24 protein-coding genes are annotated in these 23015 nt (G+C 49.2%); 18 read left to right on the top strand and 6 right to left on the bottom strand.

All coding sequences use genetic code 11. The features are described from left to right. Nucleotides 1–143 precede the first annotated feature (143 nt). Both metH and ACFOSD_RS10425 read right to left on the bottom strand, forming a co-directional pair. Nucleotides 144–3833 carry a methionine synthase gene (gene metH, locus ACFOSD_RS10430; protein ID WP_380696227.1) on the bottom strand — a complete coding sequence of 1230 codons (3690 nt, stop codon included), beginning with the start codon at nucleotides 3831–3833 and terminating at the stop codon, nucleotides 144–146. Nucleotides 3834–3948: 115 nt separating this feature from the next. Further along, the gene (locus ACFOSD_RS10425; RefSeq protein WP_380696225.1) at nucleotides 3949–4833 is read right to left on the bottom strand and encodes an AraC family transcriptional regulator; all 885 of its coding nucleotides are present in this window, start codon (nucleotides 4831–4833) and stop codon (nucleotides 3949–3951) included. A gap of 124 nt (nucleotides 4834–4957) precedes the next feature. On the opposite strand from ACFOSD_RS10425, the gene ACFOSD_RS10420 reads away from it, so the two are divergent. Together ACFOSD_RS10420 and nfuA are read left to right on the top strand one after the other, a co-directional pair. After that, entirely contained in the window at nucleotides 4958–5656 is a 699-nt protein-coding gene (locus ACFOSD_RS10420; RefSeq protein WP_380696223.1) for a DUF4386 domain-containing protein, read from the top strand. Between the two features lie 152 nt (nucleotides 5657–5808). Beyond that, nucleotides 5809–6396, top strand: coding sequence for a Fe-S biogenesis protein NfuA (nfuA, locus tag ACFOSD_RS10415; RefSeq protein ID WP_380696221.1), 588 nt, complete (start codon nucleotides 5809–5811; stop codon nucleotides 6394–6396). A gap of 69 nt (nucleotides 6397–6465) precedes the next feature. Here the strand turns inward: nfuA and ACFOSD_RS10410 are convergent, their stop codons facing one another. Both ACFOSD_RS10410 and ACFOSD_RS10405 read right to left on the bottom strand, forming a co-directional pair. Next, nucleotides 6466–7347 carry an EamA family transporter gene (locus tag ACFOSD_RS10410; RefSeq protein WP_380696219.1) on the bottom strand — a complete coding sequence of 294 codons (882 nt, stop codon included), beginning with the start codon at nucleotides 7345–7347 and terminating at the stop codon, nucleotides 6466–6468. A 144-nt stretch (nucleotides 7348–7491) separates the two neighbouring features. Next, nucleotides 7492–8505 (bottom strand): OmpA family protein, encoded by a 1014-nt coding sequence (locus ACFOSD_RS10405; RefSeq protein ID WP_380696217.1) that lies wholly within the window; start codon nucleotides 8503–8505, stop codon nucleotides 7492–7494. A gap of 232 nt (nucleotides 8506–8737) precedes the next feature. Here ACFOSD_RS10405 and mqo point away from each other — a divergent pair, with 232 nt between their 5' ends. After that, nucleotides 8738–10222, top strand: a complete 1485-nt coding sequence (gene mqo, locus ACFOSD_RS10400) for a malate dehydrogenase (quinone) (protein WP_380696215.1) — start codon at nucleotides 8738–8740, stop codon at nucleotides 10220–10222. 47 nt (nucleotides 10223–10269) lie between these two features. Here the strand turns inward: mqo and upp are convergent, their stop codons facing one another. After that, complete coding sequence (upp, locus tag ACFOSD_RS10395; RefSeq protein WP_380696213.1) at nucleotides 10270–10896, bottom strand: uracil phosphoribosyltransferase; 627 nt, start codon at nucleotides 10894–10896, stop codon at nucleotides 10270–10272. A 253-nt stretch (nucleotides 10897–11149) separates the two neighbouring features. Continuing rightward, the gene (locus ACFOSD_RS10390) at nucleotides 11150–12112 is read right to left on the bottom strand and encodes an integron integrase (protein WP_380696211.1); all 963 of its coding nucleotides are present in this window, start codon (nucleotides 12110–12112) and stop codon (nucleotides 11150–11152) included. A gap of 310 nt (nucleotides 12113–12422) precedes the next feature. Between ACFOSD_RS10390 and ACFOSD_RS10385 the strand changes: the two genes are divergently transcribed. The 15 genes from ACFOSD_RS10385 to ACFOSD_RS10315 all read left to right on the top strand — a co-directional run bounded on the left by ACFOSD_RS10385 (nucleotide 12423) and on the right by ACFOSD_RS10315 (nucleotide 22849). Then, complete coding sequence (locus tag ACFOSD_RS10385) at nucleotides 12423–12911, top strand: hypothetical protein (protein WP_380696209.1); 489 nt, start codon at nucleotides 12423–12425, stop codon at nucleotides 12909–12911. Between the two features lie 66 nt (nucleotides 12912–12977). Further along, nucleotides 12978–13619: a hypothetical protein gene (locus ACFOSD_RS10380; protein WP_380696207.1), complete on the top strand. Its 642-nt coding sequence runs from the start codon at nucleotides 12978–12980 to the stop codon at nucleotides 13617–13619. Between the two features lie 55 nt (nucleotides 13620–13674). Continuing rightward, nucleotides 13675–14076 carry a DUF6228 family protein gene (locus tag ACFOSD_RS10375; RefSeq protein WP_380696205.1) on the top strand — a complete coding sequence of 134 codons (402 nt, stop codon included), beginning with the start codon at nucleotides 13675–13677 and terminating at the stop codon, nucleotides 14074–14076. Between the two features lie 27 nt (nucleotides 14077–14103). After that, entirely contained in the window at nucleotides 14104–15753 is a 1650-nt protein-coding gene (locus tag ACFOSD_RS10370; protein WP_380696203.1) for an AAA family ATPase, read from the top strand. Nucleotides 15754–15824: 71 nt separating this feature from the next. Next, a protein-coding gene (locus tag ACFOSD_RS10365) for an IS3 family transposase (RefSeq protein WP_380696201.1) occupies nucleotides 15825–17041 on the top strand; the annotation gives its coding sequence in 2 pieces (ribosomal slippage) (nucleotides 15825–16154 and nucleotides 16157–17041; 1215 coding nt in all). A gap of 106 nt (nucleotides 17042–17147) precedes the next feature. Then, the gene (locus ACFOSD_RS10360) at nucleotides 17148–18884 is read left to right on the top strand and encodes an AIPR family protein (RefSeq protein WP_380696199.1); all 1737 of its coding nucleotides are present in this window, start codon (nucleotides 17148–17150) and stop codon (nucleotides 18882–18884) included. A 429-nt stretch (nucleotides 18885–19313) separates the two neighbouring features. Next, a complete protein-coding gene (locus ACFOSD_RS10355; protein WP_380696197.1) occupies nucleotides 19314–19691 on the top strand; it encodes a hypothetical protein in 378 nt (125 codons plus the stop codon). 107 nt (nucleotides 19692–19798) lie between these two features. Beyond that, on the top strand, nucleotides 19799–20224 hold the full coding sequence (locus tag ACFOSD_RS10350; RefSeq protein WP_380696195.1) for a hypothetical protein: 426 nt from the start codon (nucleotides 19799–19801) through the stop codon (nucleotides 20222–20224). Beyond that, on the top strand, nucleotides 20221–20406 hold the full coding sequence (locus ACFOSD_RS10345) for a DUF6194 family protein (RefSeq protein WP_380696193.1): 186 nt from the start codon (nucleotides 20221–20223) through the stop codon (nucleotides 20404–20406). The genes ACFOSD_RS10350 and ACFOSD_RS10345 overlap by 4 nt, the downstream gene beginning before the upstream one ends. A 38-nt stretch (nucleotides 20407–20444) precedes the next feature. Further along, entirely contained in the window at nucleotides 20445–21005 is a 561-nt protein-coding gene (locus ACFOSD_RS10340) for a dihydrofolate reductase family protein (protein WP_380696191.1), read from the top strand. A 43-nt stretch (nucleotides 21006–21048) separates the two neighbouring features. Then, nucleotides 21049–21396 carry a hypothetical protein gene (locus tag ACFOSD_RS10335; RefSeq protein WP_380696189.1) on the top strand — a complete coding sequence of 116 codons (348 nt, stop codon included), beginning with the start codon at nucleotides 21049–21051 and terminating at the stop codon, nucleotides 21394–21396. Nucleotides 21397–21501: 105 nt separating this feature from the next. Continuing rightward, nucleotides 21502–21849, top strand: coding sequence for an iron chaperone (locus ACFOSD_RS10330; protein WP_380696187.1), 348 nt, complete (start codon nucleotides 21502–21504; stop codon nucleotides 21847–21849). An 83-nt stretch (nucleotides 21850–21932) separates the two neighbouring features. After that, on the top strand, nucleotides 21933–22337 hold the full coding sequence (locus ACFOSD_RS10325) for a cupin domain-containing protein (RefSeq protein ID WP_380696185.1): 405 nt from the start codon (nucleotides 21933–21935) through the stop codon (nucleotides 22335–22337). A 37-nt stretch (nucleotides 22338–22374) separates the two neighbouring features. After that, nucleotides 22375–22674, top strand: a complete 300-nt coding sequence (locus ACFOSD_RS10320; RefSeq protein ID WP_380696183.1) for a TfoX/Sxy family protein — start codon at nucleotides 22375–22377, stop codon at nucleotides 22672–22674. After that, a complete protein-coding gene (locus ACFOSD_RS10315) occupies nucleotides 22652–22849 on the top strand; it encodes a hypothetical protein (protein WP_380697289.1) in 198 nt (65 codons plus the stop codon). The genes ACFOSD_RS10320 and ACFOSD_RS10315 overlap by 23 nt, the downstream gene beginning before the upstream one ends. Nucleotides 22850–23015: the final 166 nt, after the last annotated feature.

Raw genomic sequence — 23015 nt, 5'->3', positions numbered from 1 at the left:
CCTGTTTCGTGCCAATCAAAAATCACCGCCGAGTTAAGTACAAATCTGTACAAACATTATGCCGAAGAACATGACAATTCAACGGCTTGCCATGCCAGCGAAGCGTGCATACGTCATGACATCCTTATAGTGTCTGCGCTTGCTTATGACGCCTCGTAACCCAACACGGGTGATAACCACCGTTCCAGTGTAGACAATTCCATGCCTTTGCGCTGCGCTAAATCAATAATTTGATCTTCCTGTACTTTACCCAAGCCAAAATAGTCCGACTGCGGGTGACTGAAGTACCAGCCGCTCACGGCGGATGCGGGCCACATGGCGAACGAATCCGTCAAAGTAACCTGGGCGTTTTCTTCCGCGTTCAACAGGTCAAACAGCGAACGCTTTTCCGTATGGTCGGGACACGCCGGGTAACCGGGAGCAGGGCGGATGCCGTGATAACGTTCTTTGATCAGTTCTTCATTACTGAGCGCTTCATCGCCCGCGTAACCCCAGTAATCCTTCCGCACCATTTCATGCAGTTTTTCAGCAAAGGCTTCGGCCAGACGGTCGGCCAGCGCTTTCACCATAATGGAGTTGTAATCATCATGCTGTGCTTCGTATTCGGCGGTGATCTCGTCGGCGCCCATACCGGTGTTCACCACAAACCCACCGATAAAATCCGGTGTGCCCACAGGCGCGACAAAATCCGCGAGTGACATGTTCGGGCGGCCTTCCGGCTTCTGCGTTTGCTGGCGCAGATGGAACAGCTCTTTGATTGGCTGCGTGCGCGCTTCGTCGGCGTACACCGTAATGGTGTCCGGGCCGGTGCGATTCGCAGGCCATAGGGCAAACACCGCTTGGGCTTTCAAGCGTTTCTCAGTGATCAGCTTTTTCAGCATAGCTTGCGCGTCGGCAAACAGCTTCTTCGCTTCTTCGCCGATGACTTTATCGTCAAAAATGCGCGGGTATTTGCCGTGCAATTCCCAAGTGATAAAGAAGGGTGTCCAGTCAATGTAGTCCACCAAGTCTTCCAATGGGTAGTCACGCAACACATGCAGGCCAGGTTTGTTCGGCACCGGCGGGGTGTAGTCGCTGAAATCCAGTTGCAGGCCATTGGCACAGGCTTGCTCGTAGGTGATCATCGCTTGTGACTTACGGTTTTTATTGCGCTCACGTACTTTACCATATTCGTCTTGCAGCTCTTGCCAGTACTCCGCTTTTCCGGTTTCACTGAGCAAGCGTTGGGCGACTGAAACAGCGCGCGAGGCGTCAGGTACGTAAACGGTGACGTCGTTTTTGTACTGTGGCTCTATTTTTACCGCAGTATGCGCCTTGGAGGTCGTTGCGCCACCGATCATCAGGGGTAATTGGAATTTCTGGCGCTGCATTTCTTTGGCGAGGTGCACCATTTCATCGAGCGATGGGGTGATCAAGCCGCTCAAACCAATGATGTCGCAGTTCTGCTCGCGTGCGGTTTTTAAGATGGTTTCGGCGGGCACCATCACGCCCAAGTCAACCACTTCAAAGTTATTACATTGCAACACCACGCCAACGATGTTTTTGCCGATGTCGTGTACGTCACCTTTGACCGTCGCCATCAAAATCTTGCCCTTGGGCTTGGAGGCTTCAGATTTTTCCGCTTCGATGTAGGGGATCAAATGCGCGACAGCCTGCTTCATCACGCGGGCCGATTTCACCACCTGGGGCAGGAACATCTTACCGGCGCCAAACAGGTCGCCGACCACGTTCATGCCGTCCATTAACGGGCCTTCAATGACTTCGATAGGGCGAGTGGCAAGTTGGCGCGCTTCTTCGGTGTCTTCAATGATGAATTGCGTCAGGCCCTTAACCAAAGCGTGTTCAATACGTTTATTCACCGGCTGTTCGCGCCAGCTCAAGTCCTCCACGCGCACCGCGCCGCCTTCGCCTTTGTATCGTTCAGCCAGTTCCAATAGGCGATCGGTGCCGTCGTCGCGGCGGTTCAATACCACATCTTCCACGGCTTCTTTCAGCTCAGCTGGAATGTCGTCGTACACCACCAACTGCCCGGCGTTGACGATGCCCATGTTCATGCCCGCTTTAACAGCGTGGTACAAGAACACCGAGTGAATGGCTTCACGCACCTTGTCGTTACCCCGGAAGGAGAACGACACGTTGGAAACCCCGCCGCTGACGGACGCATACGGCAGATTTTGGCGAATCCAACGGGTGGCTTCAATGAAGTCCACCGCGTAATTGTTGTGTTCTTCTATGCCGGTGGCGATGGCGAAAATATTCGGGTCGAAAATGATGTCTTCGGGCGGGAAGCCGATGCCCACTAATAATTCATAGCTGCGCTGGCAAATTTCGCGCTTGCGCGCCGCTGTATCGGCCTGGCCCACTTCGTCAAACGCCATCACCACTACCGCCGCGCCATAGCGCATGCACAGGCGGGCATGTTTTAAGAAGGCTTCTTCGCCTTCCTTCATGGAAATGGAGTTAACAATAGCCTTGCCCTGAACGTGCTTTAAGCCCGCTTCAATGACTTCCCACTTAGAGGAGTCGAGCATGATGGGCACGCGGCTAATGTCGGGCTCCGAGGCAATGAGGTTCAAATAGTGCGTCATCGCTTCTTTCGAATCCAACATGCCTTCGTCCATGTTGATATCGATGATCTGCGCGCCGTTGTCCACCTGCTCGCGGGCGACGGTCAACGCTTCGTCGTATTCTTCTTCTTTGATCAGACGACGGAACTTGGCTGAACCGGTCACGTTGGTACGCTCGCCCACGTTGATGAAGATGATGTTGTCTTCATCGACAAACGGCTCCAAGCCGCTCAAGCGCAAGCGCGGGGTGATTTCAGGAATCTTGCGCGGCTTGTAGTTCGGCATCGCATCCGCAATGGCTTTGATGTGCGCGGGCGTAGTACCGCAGCAGCCACCGACGATGTTCAAGAAACCGCTCTCGGCGAAGTCCTTGATAGTGACCACCATCTGGTCGGCCAGTAAGTCATACTCGCCGAATTCGTTGGGCAAACCCGCGTTCGGGTGGGCGGATACATAGGTGTCGGCAATGTCCGACAGCGCTTCAACGTATTGGCGCAGTTCGTCTGGGCCCAAGGCGCAGTTCAAGCCCACTGACAGGGGCTTGGCGTGTTTTACGGAATACCAGAAGGCTTCCGTGGTCTGGCCGGAAAGCGTGCGGCCGGAGGCATCGGTGATGGTGCCGGAAATCATGATAGGCAGTTCAATGCCGGTGTCTTCAAACGCCTGCTGCACGGCAAAAATGGCCGCCTTGGCGTTCAATGTATCAAAAATGGTTTCGATCAAAATCAGATCCGCGCCGCCTTCGATCAAGCCTTTGGTGGCTTCCAAGTAGTTTTCCACCAGTTCGTCGAATGACACGTTGCGGAACGCGGGGTTGTTTACATCGGGTGAAATCGACAGGGTGCGGCTGGTCGGGCCAACCACACCGGTAACCCAACGTGGTTTGTCGGGGGTCTCTAAGGTTTTAGCATCGGCCACGCGGCGGCACAGTTCTGCCCCGGCTTTGTTTAGCTCGTAGGCCAGGTCTTCCATGCCGTAGTCGGCTTGTGACACCCGTGTAGAGTTGAACGTATTGGTTTCAATGATGTCGGCACCGGCGTCCAGATATTGCCGGTAAATGCCTTCAATCACCGCAGGCTGGGTGATGCTTAATAGGTCATTGTTGCCTTTGATGTCGCGGTGATAGTCGGCGAAGCGTTCGCCGCGGTAGTCTTTTTCTTCCAAGCTGTGTGACTGAATCAGCGACCCCATGCCGCCGTCGAGGATCAGTATGCGTTCCTTAATGGCTTGGTGGAGTTGTTGGATGCGAGTACTGCGATCAGTCATAACGTCTCTCGAAAGCGGTGGGAAATAAGTTCGACAACTATATCAAAAAACTTTGATATAGTTAAAGCGGTAATTTCAGGTGCGTGCTTCGGACAGAGGGCTGGCCTTCAACGGGCTAGTCACTCTGCAACGGAATGACGTACTTCGAACCGATGTCCGGGTTGAACGTATCCACGTTCTCCAGCAGTTCATAGTCGCTCCCCGAACCTCTGCGATACCCCGAATTCGGCAGCCAGTAACCGTAGATACAGTCTATGGTGCGGTTCACGGTTTCCGCGTCAACAGAAGCGATATCAAACACCGCCACCCGTTGCGCAGGAAAACGGTGGCTTACCATATCGTCGGGTATGTCTGCCAACGCCTGCACACCGATACCTGCAATGTGTGTGAGTTCTGGCTCGGTAAAGTTGCCGGAAGGGCTCAGTGAAAGTCCGTAGTAGCGACCGGGAATGCGGCTGGGAAGGTCATTCTGGCGTGCCAATAAACGCATCCAGGCATCTTGCATTAAGAAACAACTGCTTTCCGATGTCGCAAAGGGTGACGGTATTTGTGTCGGGTAACCAACGATGTGTAGGACCGGACGCCATTCAATGCTGGGCTCTAGGGTCATTTCTTGCGCGAGATGGACGATCAGATCACGGCTTAATACCGGCTTTCGGTTGAGGGCAATGGCGGGTTTGGCTCGTCGGAAGTCTTTCGGTGCTTGCCCGAAATAGGCCTTGAACGACCGGGTGAAAGCCTCATGTGAGTTAAAGCCCACCCTGAACGCGATGTCGATGAAGCTGTGGTTTGAAGTCAAAATTAGCTGTGCGGCTCTGGTGAGTCTTCTGCCGCGAATATACCCGCCCAAGGTATCACCCACCAAGCTCTTAAACACGCGCTGAAAGTGCCAAGGGGAAATCTGACAAGCTGCTGACAGGGAGGCGATGTTGATGTCTTCGGCCAGGTCTTCCTCAATGCGGTCCACCAATGCCTGCAGAAAAATCACCGGGTCGTTCATCGTTGCTGTATCGCCTCATCACCACCTAAAAAATGCACGGTACCGCACAGATTATCAAATATAGCTGTCCATTAGCGCATACCCTTTGCATCGTGTTTCTAACTTTCAACGCACAGGGTAAACCATGGCAGAACATATACAACATGATAAAGACAAAACACAACGCCGAGCGGCACTGATGGCAGGCATTGGCTTGCTGATGATGGTCCCCTTGGCCGTGTTTGCATTTTTTACTGTCATCGAAAGCTTAGTAGTACCGGGCGATGCCGCCACAACGGCCAGCAATATGCGGGTGGCTGACACGTTATTTCGCCTGGGTATCATGGCTTTTGTCATAATCGCGATGTTGGACATCCTCGTCGCTTGGGCTTTATACGTGGTATTTCAACCGGTTCAGAAGAACATTGCTCTGCTGGCGGGGTGGTTCAGGCTGGCCTACGCTGCGGTGTTTTTGGTGGCCTTTGCACCCTTGCTGCAAGCCATTGAATGGTTGAGTACGGCAGACTATTTAACCGCTTTCACCGAGGAACAGTTGGCGGCGCAAGTGATGCTGGAAATGCATCGGTTTCAAAATACTTGGGACCTCGGATTGGGTATTTTTGGTCTTCATTTGTTGGTGCTGGGTTACTTGGTCTATCGGGCGAGTTTCATTCCGCGCTGGGTGGGCGTGCTCGTGGTGGTTGCCGGTACCGCCTACACCGTCGATTCCATCGGTGGCATCTTGGTGGCTAATTATGCGCTGGACTTAGCCAGCTACGCATTTGTGGGTGAAGTATTGTTGATTGGCTGGCTTATGTGGTTGGGGTTCCGTCGTGCCGATTGATTTTGCGGTTGTGCAATTCGGTCAGAGGGCAGGGCAATTTCGGAGAGCGTCGAAGACAAATAATAACCTAGTAACTTAATCAGGTATTCAGTTCTCCGGTTGCATTAGGTACAATCCCTCGCATTGAATTCATAATCTTCAGAGATGATTGTATGAGCAGTGTAGTGTCCGTATCGCTTGGCGCGCAAAAATACCTTGCCGGGCTGTTGGAACGGCAGAACGTGGAAGGTATGTCCGTGCGTATGTTTGTTACCCAGCCTGGAACAAAATACGCCGAAACCTGTTTGGCGTATTGCCGCCCCGGTGAAGAAAAGCCTACTGACCAATTCTTTGAGCTGGAACACATCTCCCTGTATCTGGAAGAAAATAGTCTGCCGTACTTGGAAGAAGCAGAAGTGGACTTCCAGGAAGACAAAATGGGCGGCCAGCTCACCATCAAAGCGCCTAATGCCAAAATGCCTAAGGTATCGGCCGACAGCCCATTGAAAGACCGAATTACCTACATTTTGTACAGCGAAATCAACCCCGGACTGGCCTCACATGGCGGTGAAGTTTCCTTAGTAGAAGTCACCGCCGATATGGTTGCCGTTTTGAAGTTTGGCGGTGGTTGCCAAGGTTGCAGTGCGGTGGATTTAACGCTGAAAGAGGGCGTTGAGAAAACTCTGCAAGAGCGGATTCCTGAACTAACCGGCGTGCGAGACGTTACGGATCATACGCAGACCGAAAACGCCTATATGTAGCTAGAAACTACTGCGCTGACTCTAGAAACTACGATGTTCGTAACGTTTCTAGAGTCACCTCACGTTTAGCTAAGCCGTATAGAGCAGTAACACCACGCTCACCAAAATCAGCGTCATCCCCACCCATTCCTTACCACCAATCGACTCTTTAAACAGCCGCCAGGTAATCAACAGGGTAACAAAAAACTCTACTTGCCCCAGCGTTTTCACCAAGGCGGGGTTTTGCAAACTCATGGCGGTGAACCAACCAATAGACCCCAACGCACTGGTTAACCCAATAAACGCCGCCCAACGCCAATGCTGTGCCAAGGCTGCAAACAGTGCCCTGTCTCGCCACAGAAACCACAGGGTCATCAACACCAGTTGCATCACAATCATACTCACCAGTACCACGCTGGCGGCCTGCAAGGGTGGCAAACCAAGCTGTTTGCTGCTGGCATGAATGCACAAGGAAGACAGCGCAAAGCCGAACCCGGACAACAACCCCAACCCAGTAGCGGGCGTTAACCACGCACGCAAGGAACGAAAATTAGCTGGGTACGATAACGCCACAATACCCAGCACACCCACCAACACCGAAAGCCAACCGCCCAAGGCGAGTGGAACGCCGATAACCGCGCCCAACACTGCGGTTTGCAAGGCTTCGGTTTTGGCGAAAGTTGTACCCGCCGCAAAATTACGCCACTGGAATACGCTCACCAACGCCCAAGTGGCGATGATTTGCATAATGCCGCCGAACAATATCACTCCCCATACCTGCGCGGGTGCGGCGAATGCCGTAGGTAAGTCGGTTTGCAGTAACAGCATATACAGTGCCGCAATGGGCAACCCGAACACATAGCGTGCATAGGTGACACCTAATGCACTGATTTGGCCCGACAAGCGTTTTTGTGCCGCTGTGCGCACGCTTTGCATCACGGCGGCGAACAGGGTGAAGAAAATCCACGTCATAAGAGGTTTGGCATAAAGAGTGAAGCCAGATAATGGCCTAAAGCGGCGGGGGTTTCGAACGAAAGATATTTATACGGGCTATGCCAAACGGTTATGTACGGTAGAAGAAGTAGGGCAGCGAACGCCGCCCTGAGCGGTTGCAGATTAATCTAGGGGTACGACGGACATGCGCGGCTCAAGCACAATTTCTATTCGGCGGTTTTGGCTGCGCGTGAACTCATTCACTTCTTCCACCAACGGCTGCGTTTCCGCCAAACCAATCGCCCGCAGCCGGTCACGAGGTACGCCATTACGAATCAACACCCGCACCGCCGCAGTCGCCCGCGCGGCACTCAACTCCCAGTTGGTGGGGTAAATGGGCTCCAAATCACGGCTGATGGTACGTGAATCCGTATGCCCCAGCACCGCAACGGTGTGCTCGGGAAAGCTCTCCAATGCGGTCGCCACTGCCGCCAAGGTAGCGACCGACTCATCATTCAGTTCGGCAGAGCCGGAGTTAAACAGCACACGTTCAGGCAATTGGATCACCGTAACGCCGTTTTCCAGTCGCTCTACCAACGCTTGCCGTTCTGAATCCACCAATTGCAGTTCACTTTGCAGTTCATCCAACGCGCGCTGTTCTTCGTCCAAACGGTTCACCAGAGAATTAACTTCTTCTCGTTTTTCCGTGAGCAGCGCCGCTTGTTCTTCAAGCCGTGCTTGCTGCTGTTCGGCCCGTTCACGTGCCGCCGCCAGTTCATCACGCAAGTTGGTCAGCACCGAGGTCGTGTCATTGCTCAGGGCACGAATGTCCACCAGTTCCGCGTCGCGTTCCGCAATGGCTGCTTGTGCATTCGCCAGATCTTCTCGGGTATTTTGATAGTCGGCCTGCACCAGTGACATTGCTTGCTGGCTGGCGGCCATGGCTTGGCGTTGTTCGGCCAGTTCTTGTTCCAGCTCTCGAATTTGCACCAAATTCAAGGAGTCCGACTGATTCAACCGGGTTTCCAACACATTAATACGGCTCTGTAGCTCGGTAATGGTGCGTTGCGCTTGTTGTTCCGTTTGCGTCACGGCCGCGTTCGACGCGCGCGCCGCTACCAGCGCTTCATTCGCATTCTGTTGTTGCAGAAAGAAATAACCGGCCAAGGCAGCAAAGGCCACGGCTACTATCGTCATCAACGTAGCTAGAGTTTTTGCGTTCATAAACAACCTAAACGTAAGGAATGTAAATTGTGGTTAGCATAGACCATTGTGTAATAGATGGAAGCCAATAGACGCGAATTCACGCAAATTATCTCCATTATTCGCGCAGCTTATACCCATTATTTGTCTACAGGGCGTCAGTTGTTTTCGACTTCCGCAGCCATTCGTTTATACTCCGCCACAATTCACTTACGGGGGGTGCATTGTGAGCACTAAAATCGTCGACGTAATGCTGGTAGGGGCAGGCGCGATGAGCGCCACGCTGGGGAATTTACTCAAACATCTTGATCCATCGTTAACGATCACCATGATCGAAAAACTCGATGCCGTAGCCATGGAAAGCTCTGACGGCATGAACAACGCCGGTACCGGCCACGCCGCCTATTGCGAACTCAATTACACCCCCGAAAAAGAAGACGGCACCCTAGACCTCAGCAAAGCTTTTGACATCAACGGTGCGTTCGAACGCAGCTTGCAGTTTTGGTCTTACCTCGTAAAAAAGGGCGCTTTGCCTGAACCCCGCCAATTCATTAACCCCGTACCCCACCTCAGTTTCGTATGGGGCGAAAAGAACGTTGAGTTCCTGCGCAAACGTTATGAAGCCATGGGCGCCATTCACCTGTTCAGTGACATGGAATACAGTGAAGACCACGCCGTCCTGAAAGAATGGATGCCATTGGTGATGCAAAACCGCGACCCCAACCAGCCGGTGGCCGCGACCCGTGTATCCTATGGTTCAGACGTGGATTTCGGCTCGCTCACGCGCAACCTAGTGAAAAACTTAGAACAAAGTGAAGGCTTTAACCTGCTGCTCAGCCACCGTGTAGAAACCATCCGCAGACAACCGGAAGGCCATTGGACGTTAAAACTGCGCCATGAACACACCGGCGAAAGTCAGATCATTGGTACCCGCTTCCTATTTTTAGGCGCCGGTGGTGCGGCCTTACCGCTGTTGCATAAATCCGGTATTCCGGAAGCCGAAAAATACGGCGGCTTCCCGGTCAGCGGCCAATGGCTGGTGTGTGACGACCCTAACATTGTTGAACAGCACCGCGCCAAGGTATATGGCAAAGCCGCGATAGGCGCACCGCCGATGTCCGTTCCACACTTGGATACCCGCATCATTAATGGCAAGCCTGCGTTACTGTTCGGCCCTTTCGCCGGCTTCACCACCAAGTTCCTGAAAAACGGCTCGGTGTTGGACCTGCCCAAATCCGTCAACAAAGGCAACCTCTTGCCTATGCTGTCAGCCGGAATAGACAACCTGGCACTGACGAAATACTTAATGACCGAAGTCATGCAGTCACACGAAGACCGCATGAACTCACTGCGTGAATTCTACCCCGACGCCAAAAGCGACCAATGGAAACTCGCCGTAGCCGGGCAGCGCGTGCAAATCATCAAGCACGACCCGAAAACCAAACGCGGCAAACTGGAATTCGGAACCGAAGTGGTTACCTCCGCGGATGGTTCTCTGGCCGCCTTGTTGGGTGCATCGCCCGGCGCGTCTACCGCCGTAAAAGCCATGATCGAAGTGCTCAGCCGCTGCTTCAAAGAGCGCCTGGAAACCGAGGAATGGGACGCCAAAATGAAGGAAATGATTCCTTCTTTCGGCAAAACCCTGCGCGACGAACCCGAACTGCTAAGAAAAGTGCGGGCGTATACGCTGGAAACCTTGCAGTTGCGGTGATAAACAGCTCAAGTTACCAAAATAAAAAGCGGCCAACCGGCCGCTTTTTATTTTGTACCAAAAATCTTATCCCCAGCATCGCCCAACCCCGGAATGATGTAACCATTTTCGTTCAGATGCGAATCCACCGCAGCGGTATATAGTGTCACGTCCGGGTACGCTTCACCCAATGCCTTAATGCCTTCTGGCGCAGCCACCAACACCAACGCCCGAATGTCTTTACAGCCTTTGGCTTTCAACAAATCAATCGCCGCAATCATTGAACCGCCGGTCGCCAACATTGGGTCCACCACAATCGCAATGCGCTCTTGCAGATCAGACGCCAGCTTCTGAAAATAATGCACCGGCTTCAGCGTTTCTTCATCGCGGTATACACCCACCACACTGATGCGCGCCCCCGGTAAATGCTCTAACACACCATCCATCATGCCCAAACCAGCGCGCAGAATAGGCACAACCGTAATTTTCTTACCCTGAATTTGTTCTACCTCAACCGGCCCGTTCCAGCCTTCAATCGTCACCGTTTCCGTGGCTAAATCCGAAGTAGCCTCATAGGTGAGCAAACTGCCCACCTCCGCCGCTAACTCGCGAAAGTTTTTTGTACTGATGTCGCCACGGCGCATCAAACCGATTTTGTGCTTAACTAAAGGGTGATTCACAGTAACAACGTTCATGCTGGGCCATTCCTTAAACAGATGCCGGAATTGTGCATGAGTGGTCAGGAATGGGCAAACTCAACCGCACAACGCGCAAAAAAAGGTTGCATGCTACCCAAGAAATGAACTAAAAAGGGAATAACAACTCGCGCGGCATTCACCCCTCGCAACCCCCTAGGTGCCACGTACACGGAAGGGCGGTAGCGTATTTGACCGGCTTTACACTGTTTAATTGAAAGACTATCCAATGGCGTTTACCTGTTACCGCCAATCAGGTTATTGCATCTAACGGGCTTGTTAGCCCGGCAAAATGCTGACCGAGCACATGGGTATAAATCTGTGTGGTGGATACATCCGAATGTCCTAGAAGCTCTTGTACCGTTCGAATGTCCCTGCCATTTCTCAGAAGTTCCGTAGCAAAGCTGTGTCGGAATGTGTGGCAAGAGACTCTTTTATTCAATAACTTCGCCGCCGTTACTGCCTTTTTTAATACCTTTCTGGGTACAGAATCATGCAGGTGATGACGGCAGAGAACGCCAGTGATGGGATGGTGGCAAAGATTGTTGGACGGAAACAGAAACATCCATGCGGGTTGCCGATAAGCTGAAGGATATTTTTTTGCCAAAACCCCCGGAATAGAAGGGCCAACGCCTTCCTTATTGTCTCGGACTTGCAGCTCAATCGCGTCACTGATTATGTTTCTTGTACTTTCGTAGATCGACGGGCTAAAGATAGTCACTCTGTCTTTTGCGCCTTTGCCATCCCTGACTGTTATTGAGCCGCGTGTGAAATCAATGTCTTTCACCCTCAGGCGAAGGCATTCAGTTATGCGTAAGCCAGAACCATACAAAATTGAAAAGATCAGTTTGTCTCTGCCTGACATTTCCTTGAGGATGCTTGCAACTTCAGGTGCCATAAGCACCTCAGGCAGCCGCTGTGGTTTAGACGCATATTTGAATTCAAGGTCACCCAAGGGTTGTTTCAGGAACTGGTTGTACAGATACGCTATGGCGTTGAGGGCTATGCGTTGCGTGTTGACGGCGACATTTCGTTCAGAAGCCAAGTAACCTAAGAAATTCACCACTTCAGCAGCACCCATTTCGCTTGGATGACGGCATTTGTTGAATCGAATAAAGTTGCGTATCCAGTAAATGTACGTTTTTTCAGTGCGGAGGCTCATTCCGCGAATGCGAATTGAGGTACGAACTTCATTTAAGAATGGGCTACTGGCCATGTGGTAAAAACTCCTTTTACTGTATGAATGAACAGTATAATCAGTATTTTTGACTCTGCAATGCGTGTTTTTCCGTAAAGTGATGTGCTGGCTATGCTCATTTTTCTGGAGCGTCAATTAAAAAAATTGAATAAAATCAATGACTTGAAAATCGTCTTTGCATGTTTATGCGCAATTTGTAAAGATGGCTAAAAAGATTAACGCGCATGCGCGTTTTTCTAGGAGAGGTTTTGATGAAAAGTCAGAAAACACTAACTGAAACAGTGGGTTACAAGGGGTTCGGCTTTTTAGGCTTTCCAGAAAAACGCGCATGCGCAGAAATAAACTGTTAAAGCTTATGAACTCATTGGCGGAAGAAAGATACGTATTTTATAGGCTTTGCGCTGGCGACATTCAGGAGTGTGTAAAATCTCTTGAGATGCTTAGTCATGCAGTTAGCGACCGGATGCGTGTGGTGCTTGTAAAGGCATCAATCGTGTCTTACGCGCGGCCATTCTCTGGAAATGAATCCCGATATAGAGATAAAGGGAAGTGGCGTCTTGATAAAAAATATGTTCCAAATGAATTTTGTGAAGTCCATGAGCAGGCTATCGAGTATAGAGACAAGTTGATCGCGCACAGTGATATTCCTCATAGAAGCCCAGAACTTCTAATGGGTAGGTCACATTTTGCTATCGGCCATAATGCGCCATTTGACGAAGAGTATATCGAGTTTTCAAAGTTGCTTTATCCAGCAAGTGCAGCGCTCTTGAAAGAGTTGTGGGATCTTATAATCAGTAATGAAAAGGAATGGCTTTAACAAGGCCGTGCACGCGACAAGCGCGTGACGGCGGCGTTAGTTTCGAAAGGTGTCAAAAGGTGAGATATGGATTTGGTCCTCAAAATTTTCCAGATTGGTTTTTACGTTACGGCTTCAATAATTGCCGTTCTGACCTTCGTTAAAGCCAAGAATGGGCTATTGAACTCGGTGAACACTGAGTATCAGAAAAAGGTTATGGAACGACTTTCGGACCTGTCTGATGAAATCTGGGAGGAATTCGATTTTTCTTCAGCTAACCATTGGTCAAAGAATAAAGCTTTGGATGAGGTTTTAGAGCGGATTCATGAGTACGCTATCGAAAACAAGCACGAAATTTTGACCGGTAAAGCTGGATTTCCAGGGGTACCATTGCCGCAGAAGCAATTAGAAATGATGGCATCTTTGGAACGAATAAAATCAGATCCATTCATACCTTCGAAAATTAGAGGAAAGTTGGTTGATATTCTGGAGCGGCGAATATCATCTACATTCGAGGCATATCATACTGTCGTCAAAGACTACCAAGACGATCTTGCAAAGGGTAAAGGCTGGGATTCGTTTGAGCTCAATAAAAGCCTTCTCAGCAATAAGGTACTCGGAGTAATGATCAACAACGGGGTTGGTATTGAGGACCTTCAGGCGGCAGCCCATGAAGTAAGGCTTGAGATTCAAAGATATTATGAAAGCTTTAATCCGATCAAAAACTAACCAGGCGCTCCAGCCGACCGCTAAAGCGGCGGCTGAGCTTCGGCGTTAATGGTCTATGAAAGCGATTGAAATCAAGTCATGTGACGACGCCACAACGCTCTCTTTGAAGATCACTGGTGGCAACGAGGAAGGTTCAAATTTCGTTGCCTCTGTTACTGGCGCTCCCTTTACAGGTGAAGTTAATACAACAACCTATTTTGTCGGCCCGCCAAGTCTTCTTTTTCGGGACATGGCAGACAACTGGCAAGGCTGGAAAGGGGAGAAGATATGGGGGGCGTTGGACGGAGAGTTCACGCTCACGGCAACGGCTACATCACTGGGTAGCATTACAGTCATAATTGAAATGGTCAAGATGTCAGGTGCGTTTAGGCTGGAAGCAACTCTAGCTTTGGAAGCGGGGCAACTTGAAAATATCAGCAAGAGAGTGGAGTCATTGTTCCCGCTCGAAAACCATTAATAAAACTGTTAGGAATCAAGGCAGGGCATGAAGCACATTTCAAGTAGATACGATAATTACGAATTTGACTTTGGTCGTGTGAATGTGATTTTGGGCGCAAATGGTGCTGGAAAGTCAACGTTTTTGCAGGAGCTCAAGGGACATATAGCTACCATTTTGCCTGGGGCAAAGTCGGTATATATCGAAGGTGGGCGCACAATAAAAATCACTGATGTGCTGCAATTAGATCACAGAAATGTGCAGAAATATGACCGACTTGAATCGGCTTTGCAGGCATACGAAGGTAAAAGGGCTAACTCTCTCGCAGACAGAGTATTTGATGCTCTAGTGGTGCTTGAGAAAAAGGGGCTCCAGCTTAAATCACAACACTCTGATGATGTTGAGAAATGGGTGGAGGGTGGTCAGAAAGGCGAATATCCGAAGCGTAAGCAACCTCCTCTTGATAAGCTATTTGAACTGTTCAATGAAATATTTCCACAAATAACTTTAAATTTTAGCAATGAAGCAAGGCGATTAAGCGCGATAAAGAACGGAGCTGAATACGGTCCGTCAAGATTATCCGACGGAGAGAAGCAAGTATTTTCAATACTCGCTGATCTAATCGAACTCGATGAAAATCACAAAGTAGTGATTGCTGATGAGCCAGAGCTAAATTTACATCCAGAGCTTGCAGAGAGACTTTGGACATTAATAGAAAATGAGTTTCCCGAAAAGACATTTATATACGCAACACATAGCATTAATTTCTCTCTTAGAGATAACGTCGATCGAATTTACGTCCTAAGTAGCGATTCAGAAAAAATTACACTTATTGATAGCTTAGATGATATAGATCGGCCCGATGCAACTGCCTTTTTAGGTGGCCTTCCCGGTATTCTTTCAACAAATAAAGTTGTTGTAACTGAGGGGCATGAAAAATCATTTGATTCGATATTCTATCGCTGGTTATTGGATGATAACACTATTGAAATATATCCAGGGGGAGGCTGTGCTGATGTCTCTGATATCGTCGGAAAGTCAGGCCTTTGGTCAAAAATATCTACAAAAATTGCTCTAGTCGGAATTGTAGACCGAGACTTTAGATCGGACGACTATATGTCTAGTCTAGAATCTGATGGTGTGTTACCCCTCCCGTTTCACGAGGCTGAGTCTTTTCTTTGCATCCCAGAGGTTATCTCAAAGATTGGTGAGAGAATTGGCTCTCAAGAAGAAGAGTTTACCGCAGAGAAAGTTTCAGCATTCATACTTACAATGCTCGATGAAGGGAAATTAGAAATAGCAGCAAAACGAGTATTTTCGAGAGCTAAGATCTCACTTGGCGTAAGTCTCAGAAAAAGAGTAGTCAAAGACTCAGAAAACAAGGAGCAGTTACTTTCTCACTTAAAAGAAGCGTCTGATGGCGAACTTCAGAAAGCTGTTCAGGTGTGCGACATTCAAACATTGGAGGCATATTTGGATGAGGAGTTGGCAAGTATATCTGAGGCTGTTGAATCACAAAATATAGATAGAGCTCTGTATTTTATTCCGGGCAAAGAATTGTTAAATAGAATTGCACCAAAAGCTGGATGCAGAAACGGTGATGATCTAATGAGATCACTAAAACGAAACTTTAAACCAGAAGACTTCGCACAGATAAGCGTATTCAAAGAGAAGCTGGGTGCAACAATAAATTCCTAACAATCGCATGTTGCCGGACTGTGAACTTGACCCATTAAAACGGACGCCTCTTTAAACTGAAGAGGTGCACCATGCCCAAGGCCAATTTAGCCAAGAAGACACAGCAGTACAGCTTGGAATTTAAGCGCAAGTCCGTCGAAATGACGTTTGATCCTGATGTGCTGATTAAAGACGTTGCGCTCGCCATGGACATTCATCCGTTTATGCTGTCACGATGGCGCAAAGAATATCGAGAGGGTCTATTACGTCCTTCAAGGAGCAAAAAAACGGTGTCGAAATCGCCACGCAAAGCACCCACAAAAGCCAAACCGAAAGAGTCTTCGAGTGATGAATCTCCGGAGCTGAAACGGCTGCGCAAGGAAAACGACAAGCTCAAGTTGGAGAACGATCTCCTAAAAAAGTGGCAACGGTTTCTGTCGGAAGCACCCAAGACAGATACCGATTCATAGCCCGGCACGGTGCCACTCATGGCGTACGTTATCTGTGCCGTTGGTTGAAGGTGTCGCACAGCGGCTACTATGATTGGAAAGACCGACCAGACAGTCAGCGACAACACCAAAACAACGCACTGCGTCGGCGTATCGCAGAGATCTTTTCTGCCAGCAAGGGTCGTTATGGTTCGCCCCGGATACATTCAGCACTGCAGCGCGAAGGGCAATCTATCAGCAGAAAGCGGGTTGCCCGCTTGATGCGTGAAGGCAGTATGAAAGCGCGTGTCGCTCGAATTTATCGACGCTCACCGGGTACCGCCAAGTTCTTTGCCACGCATAAGAATCTGTTGCTCGGCTCGCCAGCGCCAACAGCCATTAATCAACAATGGGTAGGCGATTTGACCTACATCAAAGTGGGCCAGAAATGGCGGTATCTGTCGGTGGTCATGGACAAGTACTCGCGTAACATCATCAGTTGGCGACTCAGTGAAGAGAAAACCGCGATGCTGACCCGGCTGGTATTACGCGAGGCTATTGAACAAAGACAACCACCGGAAGGGCTTATTTTCCATACCGATCGTGGCGTTGAGTACGGAGCCCATGAGGTACAGAATCTACTCAAGCGGCACGGTATCATTAGCAGTATGAATCGCCCTGGTTGCTGCACGGACAACGGTTATATGGAGTCGTTCTTTCATTCACTGAAAGCGGAATTAATACACGGCAATATTTATAAAACCGATCATGGGTTGCATGCCGCAGTGCGAGAGTACATCAACGACTTCTACAACCCGTGGCGTCTACACTCTGGCCTTGGCTACCAAAGCCCGCTAGAGTACGAGCAGAGAGCCGCATAAATGAACCGGCGTCCGTTTTATTGGGGCAAGATCACAAAGTTTCCGCTGCGCTCCAACTTTGCCGCAGAGCGCGGCGTTATGCGGAAATAGTTTTTGGAGACTTAAGATGGATAAAATTACCAAATCGCTTATAGACACATTCTCTCACCAGTATGAAATAGAGAACGTGAGCGAAGCGACTAAGTTTGAGCATTTCTCGAACTTTTCCGTTGTCTCAAAGTTGTTCCGAGGAAGCTTCGAGCTTGAAGACATTCATGCGGGATCAGGCGGGGATTGCGGGATAGACGGGATTGCCTTAATTGTAAACGGCAGAATTATAATTGATGAAGACGAGCTTCGCGACGTCGTTGACACAACATCACACTTAGATGCGGATGTCACATTCATACAATCGAAAACTTCATCATCCTTCGACGGTTCTTCGATAGGTAGCTTCATTCATGGAGTGAAAGATTTCCTAAGTGATGATCCTCAGCTGGTTCAGAACGACAGAATCCGGAAGATGAAAGCCATTTGGGAATCGGCCATATCAATGTCGTCGTATATGATAAACCGAAGACCGGTATGTAGGTTGTATTACGTATGCACAGGAAAATGGCAGAACGACCAGAACCTAAAAGCGATAATCAGCTCCGGAAAGGCAGAGATCGAGAATATCGGTCTGTTCGAAGAGGTTTCGATAGAGCCGTTGGGCGCTAGTGAAATACAAAGATTGTTTCATGAAACGAAAAACAAACTTTCATCTACGATCAACTTTCAAAGTCGCATAACTTTGCCTGATATTGAAGGTGTGCAGGAGGCATATCTTGGTGTTTTACCTTTTCAAGAGTACGTCAAGCTAATACAGGATGAGAATAGCACTATCTATAGCATTTTTGACGACAATGTCAGAGACTTTCAAGGAAATAATGTCGTAAACAAAAAGATCAAAGGCACCTTAGAGGACAAAAAGTTCGATCTGTTTTGCGTGTTAAATAATGGTATCACTATCGTCGCTTCCGCACTTACGCCAGCAGCAAATAGGTTCACAATAAGAGACTATCAAGTGGTAAATGGGTGTCAAACCAGTCATGTGCTGCATGAGTGTCAGAATATTGAGGGGATCGATGATGTTTATGTCCCGATCAAGATCGTAGTTACAGATAATGACGATATTAAGACTGCAATCACTCTGGCAACCAACAGCCAAACGGAGGTAAAAACAGAGCAGCTCGAAGCTTTGAATATGTTTCAGAAGAAACTCGAACTCTATTACAATGCGGAAAGAAAAGTGTTCCCGTTGTACTACGAACGACGATCTCAGCAGTACAATTCGGACGCAGGCATCAAGAAGACACAGGTGATCTCCATCCCAATACAAATTAAGTCTTTCGCGTCAATGTTCTTGAATTCTCCGCACTTGGTATCAGGATATTACGGGACCATCGTTAAGCGTTTTTCCGGACAAATATTTAATGAGGAGCATAAGTACTCACCATATTATGTTAGTGCGCTATCTTACTACAGAATCGAACAGTTCTTTAGGAGTGGCGGCCTGAAATCTGAAAATAAAAAAGCTCGGTTTCATCTTCTGTATATTGTCAGACTGCTTGCCGCTGGTGAGAGCTTGCCGCCTTTCAACAGCAATAAGATTGAATCTACTTGTGAAGAGCTCAAGAAAACTCTAGTAGATGAGGGTAGGGCACTGTCGCTATTCCAAAAGGCGCAGGAGATATTCGAGTCATCAGGTCTTGATCTTGGCAAGAAGCAATACAAGTCAGAAAGTGAGACCGAGCTTTTGCTGGCAGCGTACAGGTCGCATAACAATTCAATGCAGCCGACCGCTGCCGCGTCGGCTGATTGAGGCGTTATATTGCTTATGGATTATTTAGATGATATCCAATTTTCTTACTTGGTTTGATTCGCTAACTATATTGAGTGTTATAGCTACGGCTATGGCTTTGTATTTACTTGAGTTATTTGTATTTAAAACTATCAATAGATCTAAAGTTCAGAAAATAGTTCTAATCAATGCCTGGCAAATTTTAGGGGTTATGTTTCCCATTTTGTGGGTGCTGCGGTGTAGTACAAATTACTATCAATTAGTGCCAGTGATTTTCATGTTCGTTTATTTTGGCGTATATAAACCAACTAAGATTTTTAAAAATAATGTGCAAGCAGCAATATAACAAGACGCTTCACTCGGAAAAATTACTCGCTACGCTCGCAATTTACCGGTGAGTCGGGCATTAAGCGCCAAACTGTTCTTAGACAAATAGTGAAAGGAGCAAACATGATCATGTATAGGAAAACGTTTGTAATGAACATCGTTGGTGCCATCGGCCTTGGCGTCCTTGGCATCGCGTTATTCATAAACAAGCTGGGCCAACCCAGTACCGGTACATTTGTTTTAATTGTTGCTTATTATGCAGTGCTTGCGGGTATCCCGGCGTTGACCGCCCGCGCGTTGATGGAAACTTCATCGAACGGATTGCGCCGAAGTATGCTGTGGGCAAACGGGCTGTTGATTGGTCTTTGGTGTGTCAGTTTAGTGGGCAGTCTGATGTTAAAGCAGCCGTTCTCACTGCTGCTTGCGGGGGCGCTGCTTTTTGTGCTTCCTCAAACAGTTAACATCATCGCCCTACGTGGGATGAGGCAAGCGAATGAGTGAGCCACATCATAGTTCAAACTGCTTCCAGCCAGAGTAGACCTCCGTAGTAACATTGGTGCCCCGAATTAGAATTTTCCGCAAGCTACAAGCAGGGCAATTTTGAAACCATGAAAAAACTGTTAGCAACGTTAATACTATTGCCGGCTGCTGTCGCAGCAGACAACTTACGGCCCTTTGTGTCGGATGGTTGCAGTTCGTTTCCCAACGGTACGCTGCAACAAAATGAGCTTTGGCTTTCATGCTGTGTTACGCATGATTATGCCTACTGGCAAGGCGGTACCTATCAAGAGCGTTTGATGGCAGATCAGGCTTTGGAAGATTGTGTGGTGGCAGTGGGTGAACCAGAGATTGCGCGCCTGATGTTGGCGGGTGTGCGGGTAGGTGGTACTCCGTTCCTGCCTACCCGGTTCCGGTGGGGCTATGGTTGGCCTTTTCCTCGTGGGTATAAAGCGTTGACAGAGGATGAAAGGGCGCAGGTGGTCGCCATGGATGAGCGTCTTAAGCCCGTTGGTGATCCGTCATTGGTCGAATGATTGACTTCGGGCATGATTTCACGGCGCTAAATGAGTTGATGCCGCACCCTATTTACGGGTGGATGTCTTGGGTACAGGTGCTAAACCCGAGTGCATCGACGTTTGAAAGCATACGTCCTTTGATCGCCGAGGCGCACGCTAAAGCCATCATCAAATTTAACAAGAAAACTGCCAGAAAGTAGCGTCACTGGTGGCTGAACTTAACTCGGAGTAAACGCTTATGGGACTTCTAACCTTCAGCCTAAACCTCACTCTGGACGGTTGCGTCGACCACCAAGAAGGCATCGCCGACGACGAGACACATGCTTTCTTCACCCGCCTGATGGATGAGGGCGGGGCGATGCTGTGGGGGCGCACAACCTACGAGATGATGGAAAGCTACTGGCCCGCCGTCGCGAGCGGTGAGGTAGACGCACCGCCAGCGATCCGTGAGTGGGCGGTTAAGTTGGAAGCCAAGCCAAAATACGTGGTGTCGTCTACAAGAACGGACTTTCCCTGGACCAATAGCCACCACGTCGCTGGCGACTTGCGCACGAGTGTGCAAAAACTCAAAGATGAAACAACCAGCGGGGTGCTCCTCGGTAGCGGTAAGCTCGCGACCGAGCTGGACCGGTTGGATCTGATTGACGAGTACAAATTCCTCGTCCACCCGAGAATCGCTGGTCACGGCCCGACCCTTTTCCAGAGTGGACTACTAAGCACGCGAAAGCTCGATTTACTCTCGTCGATACCGCTCAGCAATGGAGTAGTGGCTATGCACTACCGGCGCGTGCGCGGCTAAGAGCGGGTAGCAGCGGTACAAGGTTCCATAAGGAGTGAAGAAGATGAGTGAACGTCCAGAAGAACTCGTGGTTGCAGAAAGGTATTTAAAAGAGATGCTTGAGGCTGATGATACGGCGAATTATGAGCTGTACACAAAGCGCTATGAGGAAAAGTACCTTGCGAAATTCACGCGCGAGGTCTTTAACCGTGACATAGAACATATGCACGAAAGTAATGGAAAACATACCGGCTATGAGTTCTTGGGAACGCTGAGGAACCAACGTGTCGACGATTTAGACGTCTATAAATCTGTGTGGAAAGCCATTTACGAAAAAAGGGATGCGGTAGTCGAAATGGGCATCTACAAGAAAAATGGTGATTGGCACGTAATACGATCTGCTGTTTATTAATTGAATTGCGTGCTTCATACAGAATATCTTAGCTAACCGTTGCTGGCGACTTGTCACAAGCGCTAGGCTCTGAATTCGGTCTGAGCGCTTTCCTAGGAGAAGCTGATGACGTTTTCATCGCATGAAGAATATTTTGAGAGCATTGCGCCGGAGGTGAGGCCGCTGCTGGTATCCATTCAGGAAAGGGTCGAAAGTGTGCTGCCCGATACCGCACGCTGCATCAGTTACAACCTGCCTGCCTTCAGGGAGAAGCGTGTTTTCTTTTATTTCGCGGCGTTTAAGAAGCACATTGGTATCTACCCTCCGGTTACTCAAGATGCCGTGCTGATTAGGGAGCTGGCGCCTTACCGAGGCGTAAAAGGAAATTTATCTTTTCCGTTGAATCAACCCTTGCCGATTGATCTGATTGAGCGTGTAGCAGTTGCCTTGAATCGCGAGTATGGGGATAAATGAATTCGCACATAGACTAGCAATGTGCTTTATCGGTGGGCGTATACTGGGTTGAAAATACCGCTTTCGATTTGAGGAAAATGGCAATGAGTAATTCAGCACTTAATCTGGCAGACGATTTCGCGGTGTTGAAGCCGAACCTTACGGTTGAGACGGTTAGCGTTTCGCCAACGGTCTACGCTGAGTTGGATGCGAAGTACAATCAGTTTAAAAATCACGCTTTGGTTTCTCAATACGAGTTTTCTGAGGACTGGCCGACATGGGAGCGTCATCCTGCTGGAGACGAGATCGTGGTGCTCCTGTCAGGTAAAGCCGATATGATGCTTCGCGTAGGCGGCAAGGATGAGTGCGTTTCTTTGCGTGAGCCAAGTGCTCACGTTGTGGTTCCTGCGGGTGTGTGGCACACGGCGAAAACATCAGAAAAAACGCGTATGCTTTTTGTGACACCGGGAGAGGGCACTGAGAACTGCGTGGCTAAAGATTTGCCCTAAGGCTAGACAATATATTTCGAGAAGGTAATCAGTATCGGTGAAGCTAAGGGATCTAAAAGGACTCGGCCCGGCGTCTGAAAAATTCTTGGCCGAGATAGGTATTAATACACCAGATGACCTGCGAAAAATTGGGCCTATCAGAGCTTACATGCGCCTGAAAGAAGAGACTGATGTACAGCCAAGCCTGAATCTTCTGTACGCGATGGTAGGGGCGTTGGAAGATAGTCACTGGACCGATATAGCAAAGTTGGAAAGGGAGCGCCTTCTGATGGAGCTAGACGGCTATCGTGACCTAGAAAAAATGTTGCGAGCGGATGGCAATGGCTTTGAGATTTAGTGCTATTTTTGGTGCGGATAACCAGTACGTAAACAATGTCCTAAGTTTAGAGCTTCCGATCCTCAAGCGAACAGACTCTTTAATGGAAAAGGAAAATAAAAATGATAGCTACATCCTTAACAATGCTGATGGGGCTTGTGACGGTATGCATGTTTACGATATGGCCAGCGTTTGAGCTATATAGTGCCTATGGGCTCCCGATTGCACTAGCATACGCTTCAATATCGGCAACACTGCTGTCGGTATTCTGGAACACAAATACCCTTATTCATGCGATCCGTGCCAAGAAGTACCAATGATTGCTAGAGTGCACAGACAGCCACCTTATCATTGGCGACTTG

Origin of the sequence: Salinispirillum marinum (assembly GCF_042650105.1) — a bacterium.
Taxonomy (GTDB): Bacteria; Pseudomonadota; Gammaproteobacteria; order Pseudomonadales; family Natronospirillaceae; genus Salinispirillum; species Salinispirillum marinum.
The sequence above is the reverse complement of the archived record's forward strand: the minus strand, read 5'-3'. Positions and strand labels throughout refer to the sequence as shown.

Coding starts and splice junctions, on each gene's coding strand:
- ACFOSD_RS10390 (WP_380696211.1), bottom strand. CDS start 12,112: ATGGCCAGTAGCCCATTCTTAAATGAAGTTCGTACCTCAATTCGCATT.
- ACFOSD_RS10385 (WP_380696209.1), top strand. CDS start 12,423: ATGCGCAGAAATAAACTGTTAAAGCTTATGAACTCATTGGCGGAAGAA.
- ACFOSD_RS10340 (WP_380696191.1), top strand. CDS start 20,445: ATGGGACTTCTAACCTTCAGCCTAAACCTCACTCTGGACGGTTGCGTC.
- upp (WP_380696213.1), bottom strand. CDS start 10,896: ATGAACGTTGTTACTGTGAATCACCCTTTAGTTAAGCACAAAATCGGT.
- ACFOSD_RS10330 (WP_380696187.1), top strand. CDS start 21,502: ATGACGTTTTCATCGCATGAAGAATATTTTGAGAGCATTGCGCCGGAG.
- ACFOSD_RS10355 (WP_380696197.1), top strand. CDS start 19,314: ATGATCATGTATAGGAAAACGTTTGTAATGAACATCGTTGGTGCCATC.
- ACFOSD_RS10350 (WP_380696195.1), top strand. CDS start 19,799: ATGAAAAAACTGTTAGCAACGTTAATACTATTGCCGGCTGCTGTCGCA.
- ACFOSD_RS10420 (WP_380696223.1), top strand. CDS start 4,958: ATGGCAGAACATATACAACATGATAAAGACAAAACACAACGCCGAGCG.
- metH (WP_380696227.1), bottom strand. CDS start 3,833: ATGACTGATCGCAGTACTCGCATCCAACAACTCCACCAAGCCATTAAG.
- ACFOSD_RS10380 (WP_380696207.1), top strand. CDS start 12,978: ATGGATTTGGTCCTCAAAATTTTCCAGATTGGTTTTTACGTTACGGCT.
- ACFOSD_RS10315 (WP_380697289.1), top strand. CDS start 22,652: ATGGCAATGGCTTTGAGATTTAGTGCTATTTTTGGTGCGGATAACCAG.
- ACFOSD_RS10370 (WP_380696203.1), top strand. CDS start 14,104: ATGAAGCACATTTCAAGTAGATACGATAATTACGAATTTGACTTTGGT.
- ACFOSD_RS10325 (WP_380696185.1), top strand. CDS start 21,933: ATGAGTAATTCAGCACTTAATCTGGCAGACGATTTCGCGGTGTTGAAG.
- nfuA (WP_380696221.1), top strand. CDS start 5,809: ATGAGCAGTGTAGTGTCCGTATCGCTTGGCGCGCAAAAATACCTTGCC.
- ACFOSD_RS10375 (WP_380696205.1), top strand. CDS start 13,675: ATGAAAGCGATTGAAATCAAGTCATGTGACGACGCCACAACGCTCTCT.
- ACFOSD_RS10410 (WP_380696219.1), bottom strand. CDS start 7,347: ATGACGTGGATTTTCTTCACCCTGTTCGCCGCCGTGATGCAAAGCGTG.
- ACFOSD_RS10425 (WP_380696225.1), bottom strand. CDS start 4,833: ATGAACGACCCGGTGATTTTTCTGCAGGCATTGGTGGACCGCATTGAG.
- ACFOSD_RS10405 (WP_380696217.1), bottom strand. CDS start 8,505: ATGACGATAGTAGCCGTGGCCTTTGCTGCCTTGGCCGGTTATTTCTTT.
- ACFOSD_RS10360 (WP_380696199.1), top strand. CDS start 17,148: ATGGATAAAATTACCAAATCGCTTATAGACACATTCTCTCACCAGTAT.
- ACFOSD_RS10335 (WP_380696189.1), top strand. CDS start 21,049: ATGAGTGAACGTCCAGAAGAACTCGTGGTTGCAGAAAGGTATTTAAAA.
- ACFOSD_RS10345 (WP_380696193.1), top strand. CDS start 20,221: ATGATTGACTTCGGGCATGATTTCACGGCGCTAAATGAGTTGATGCCG.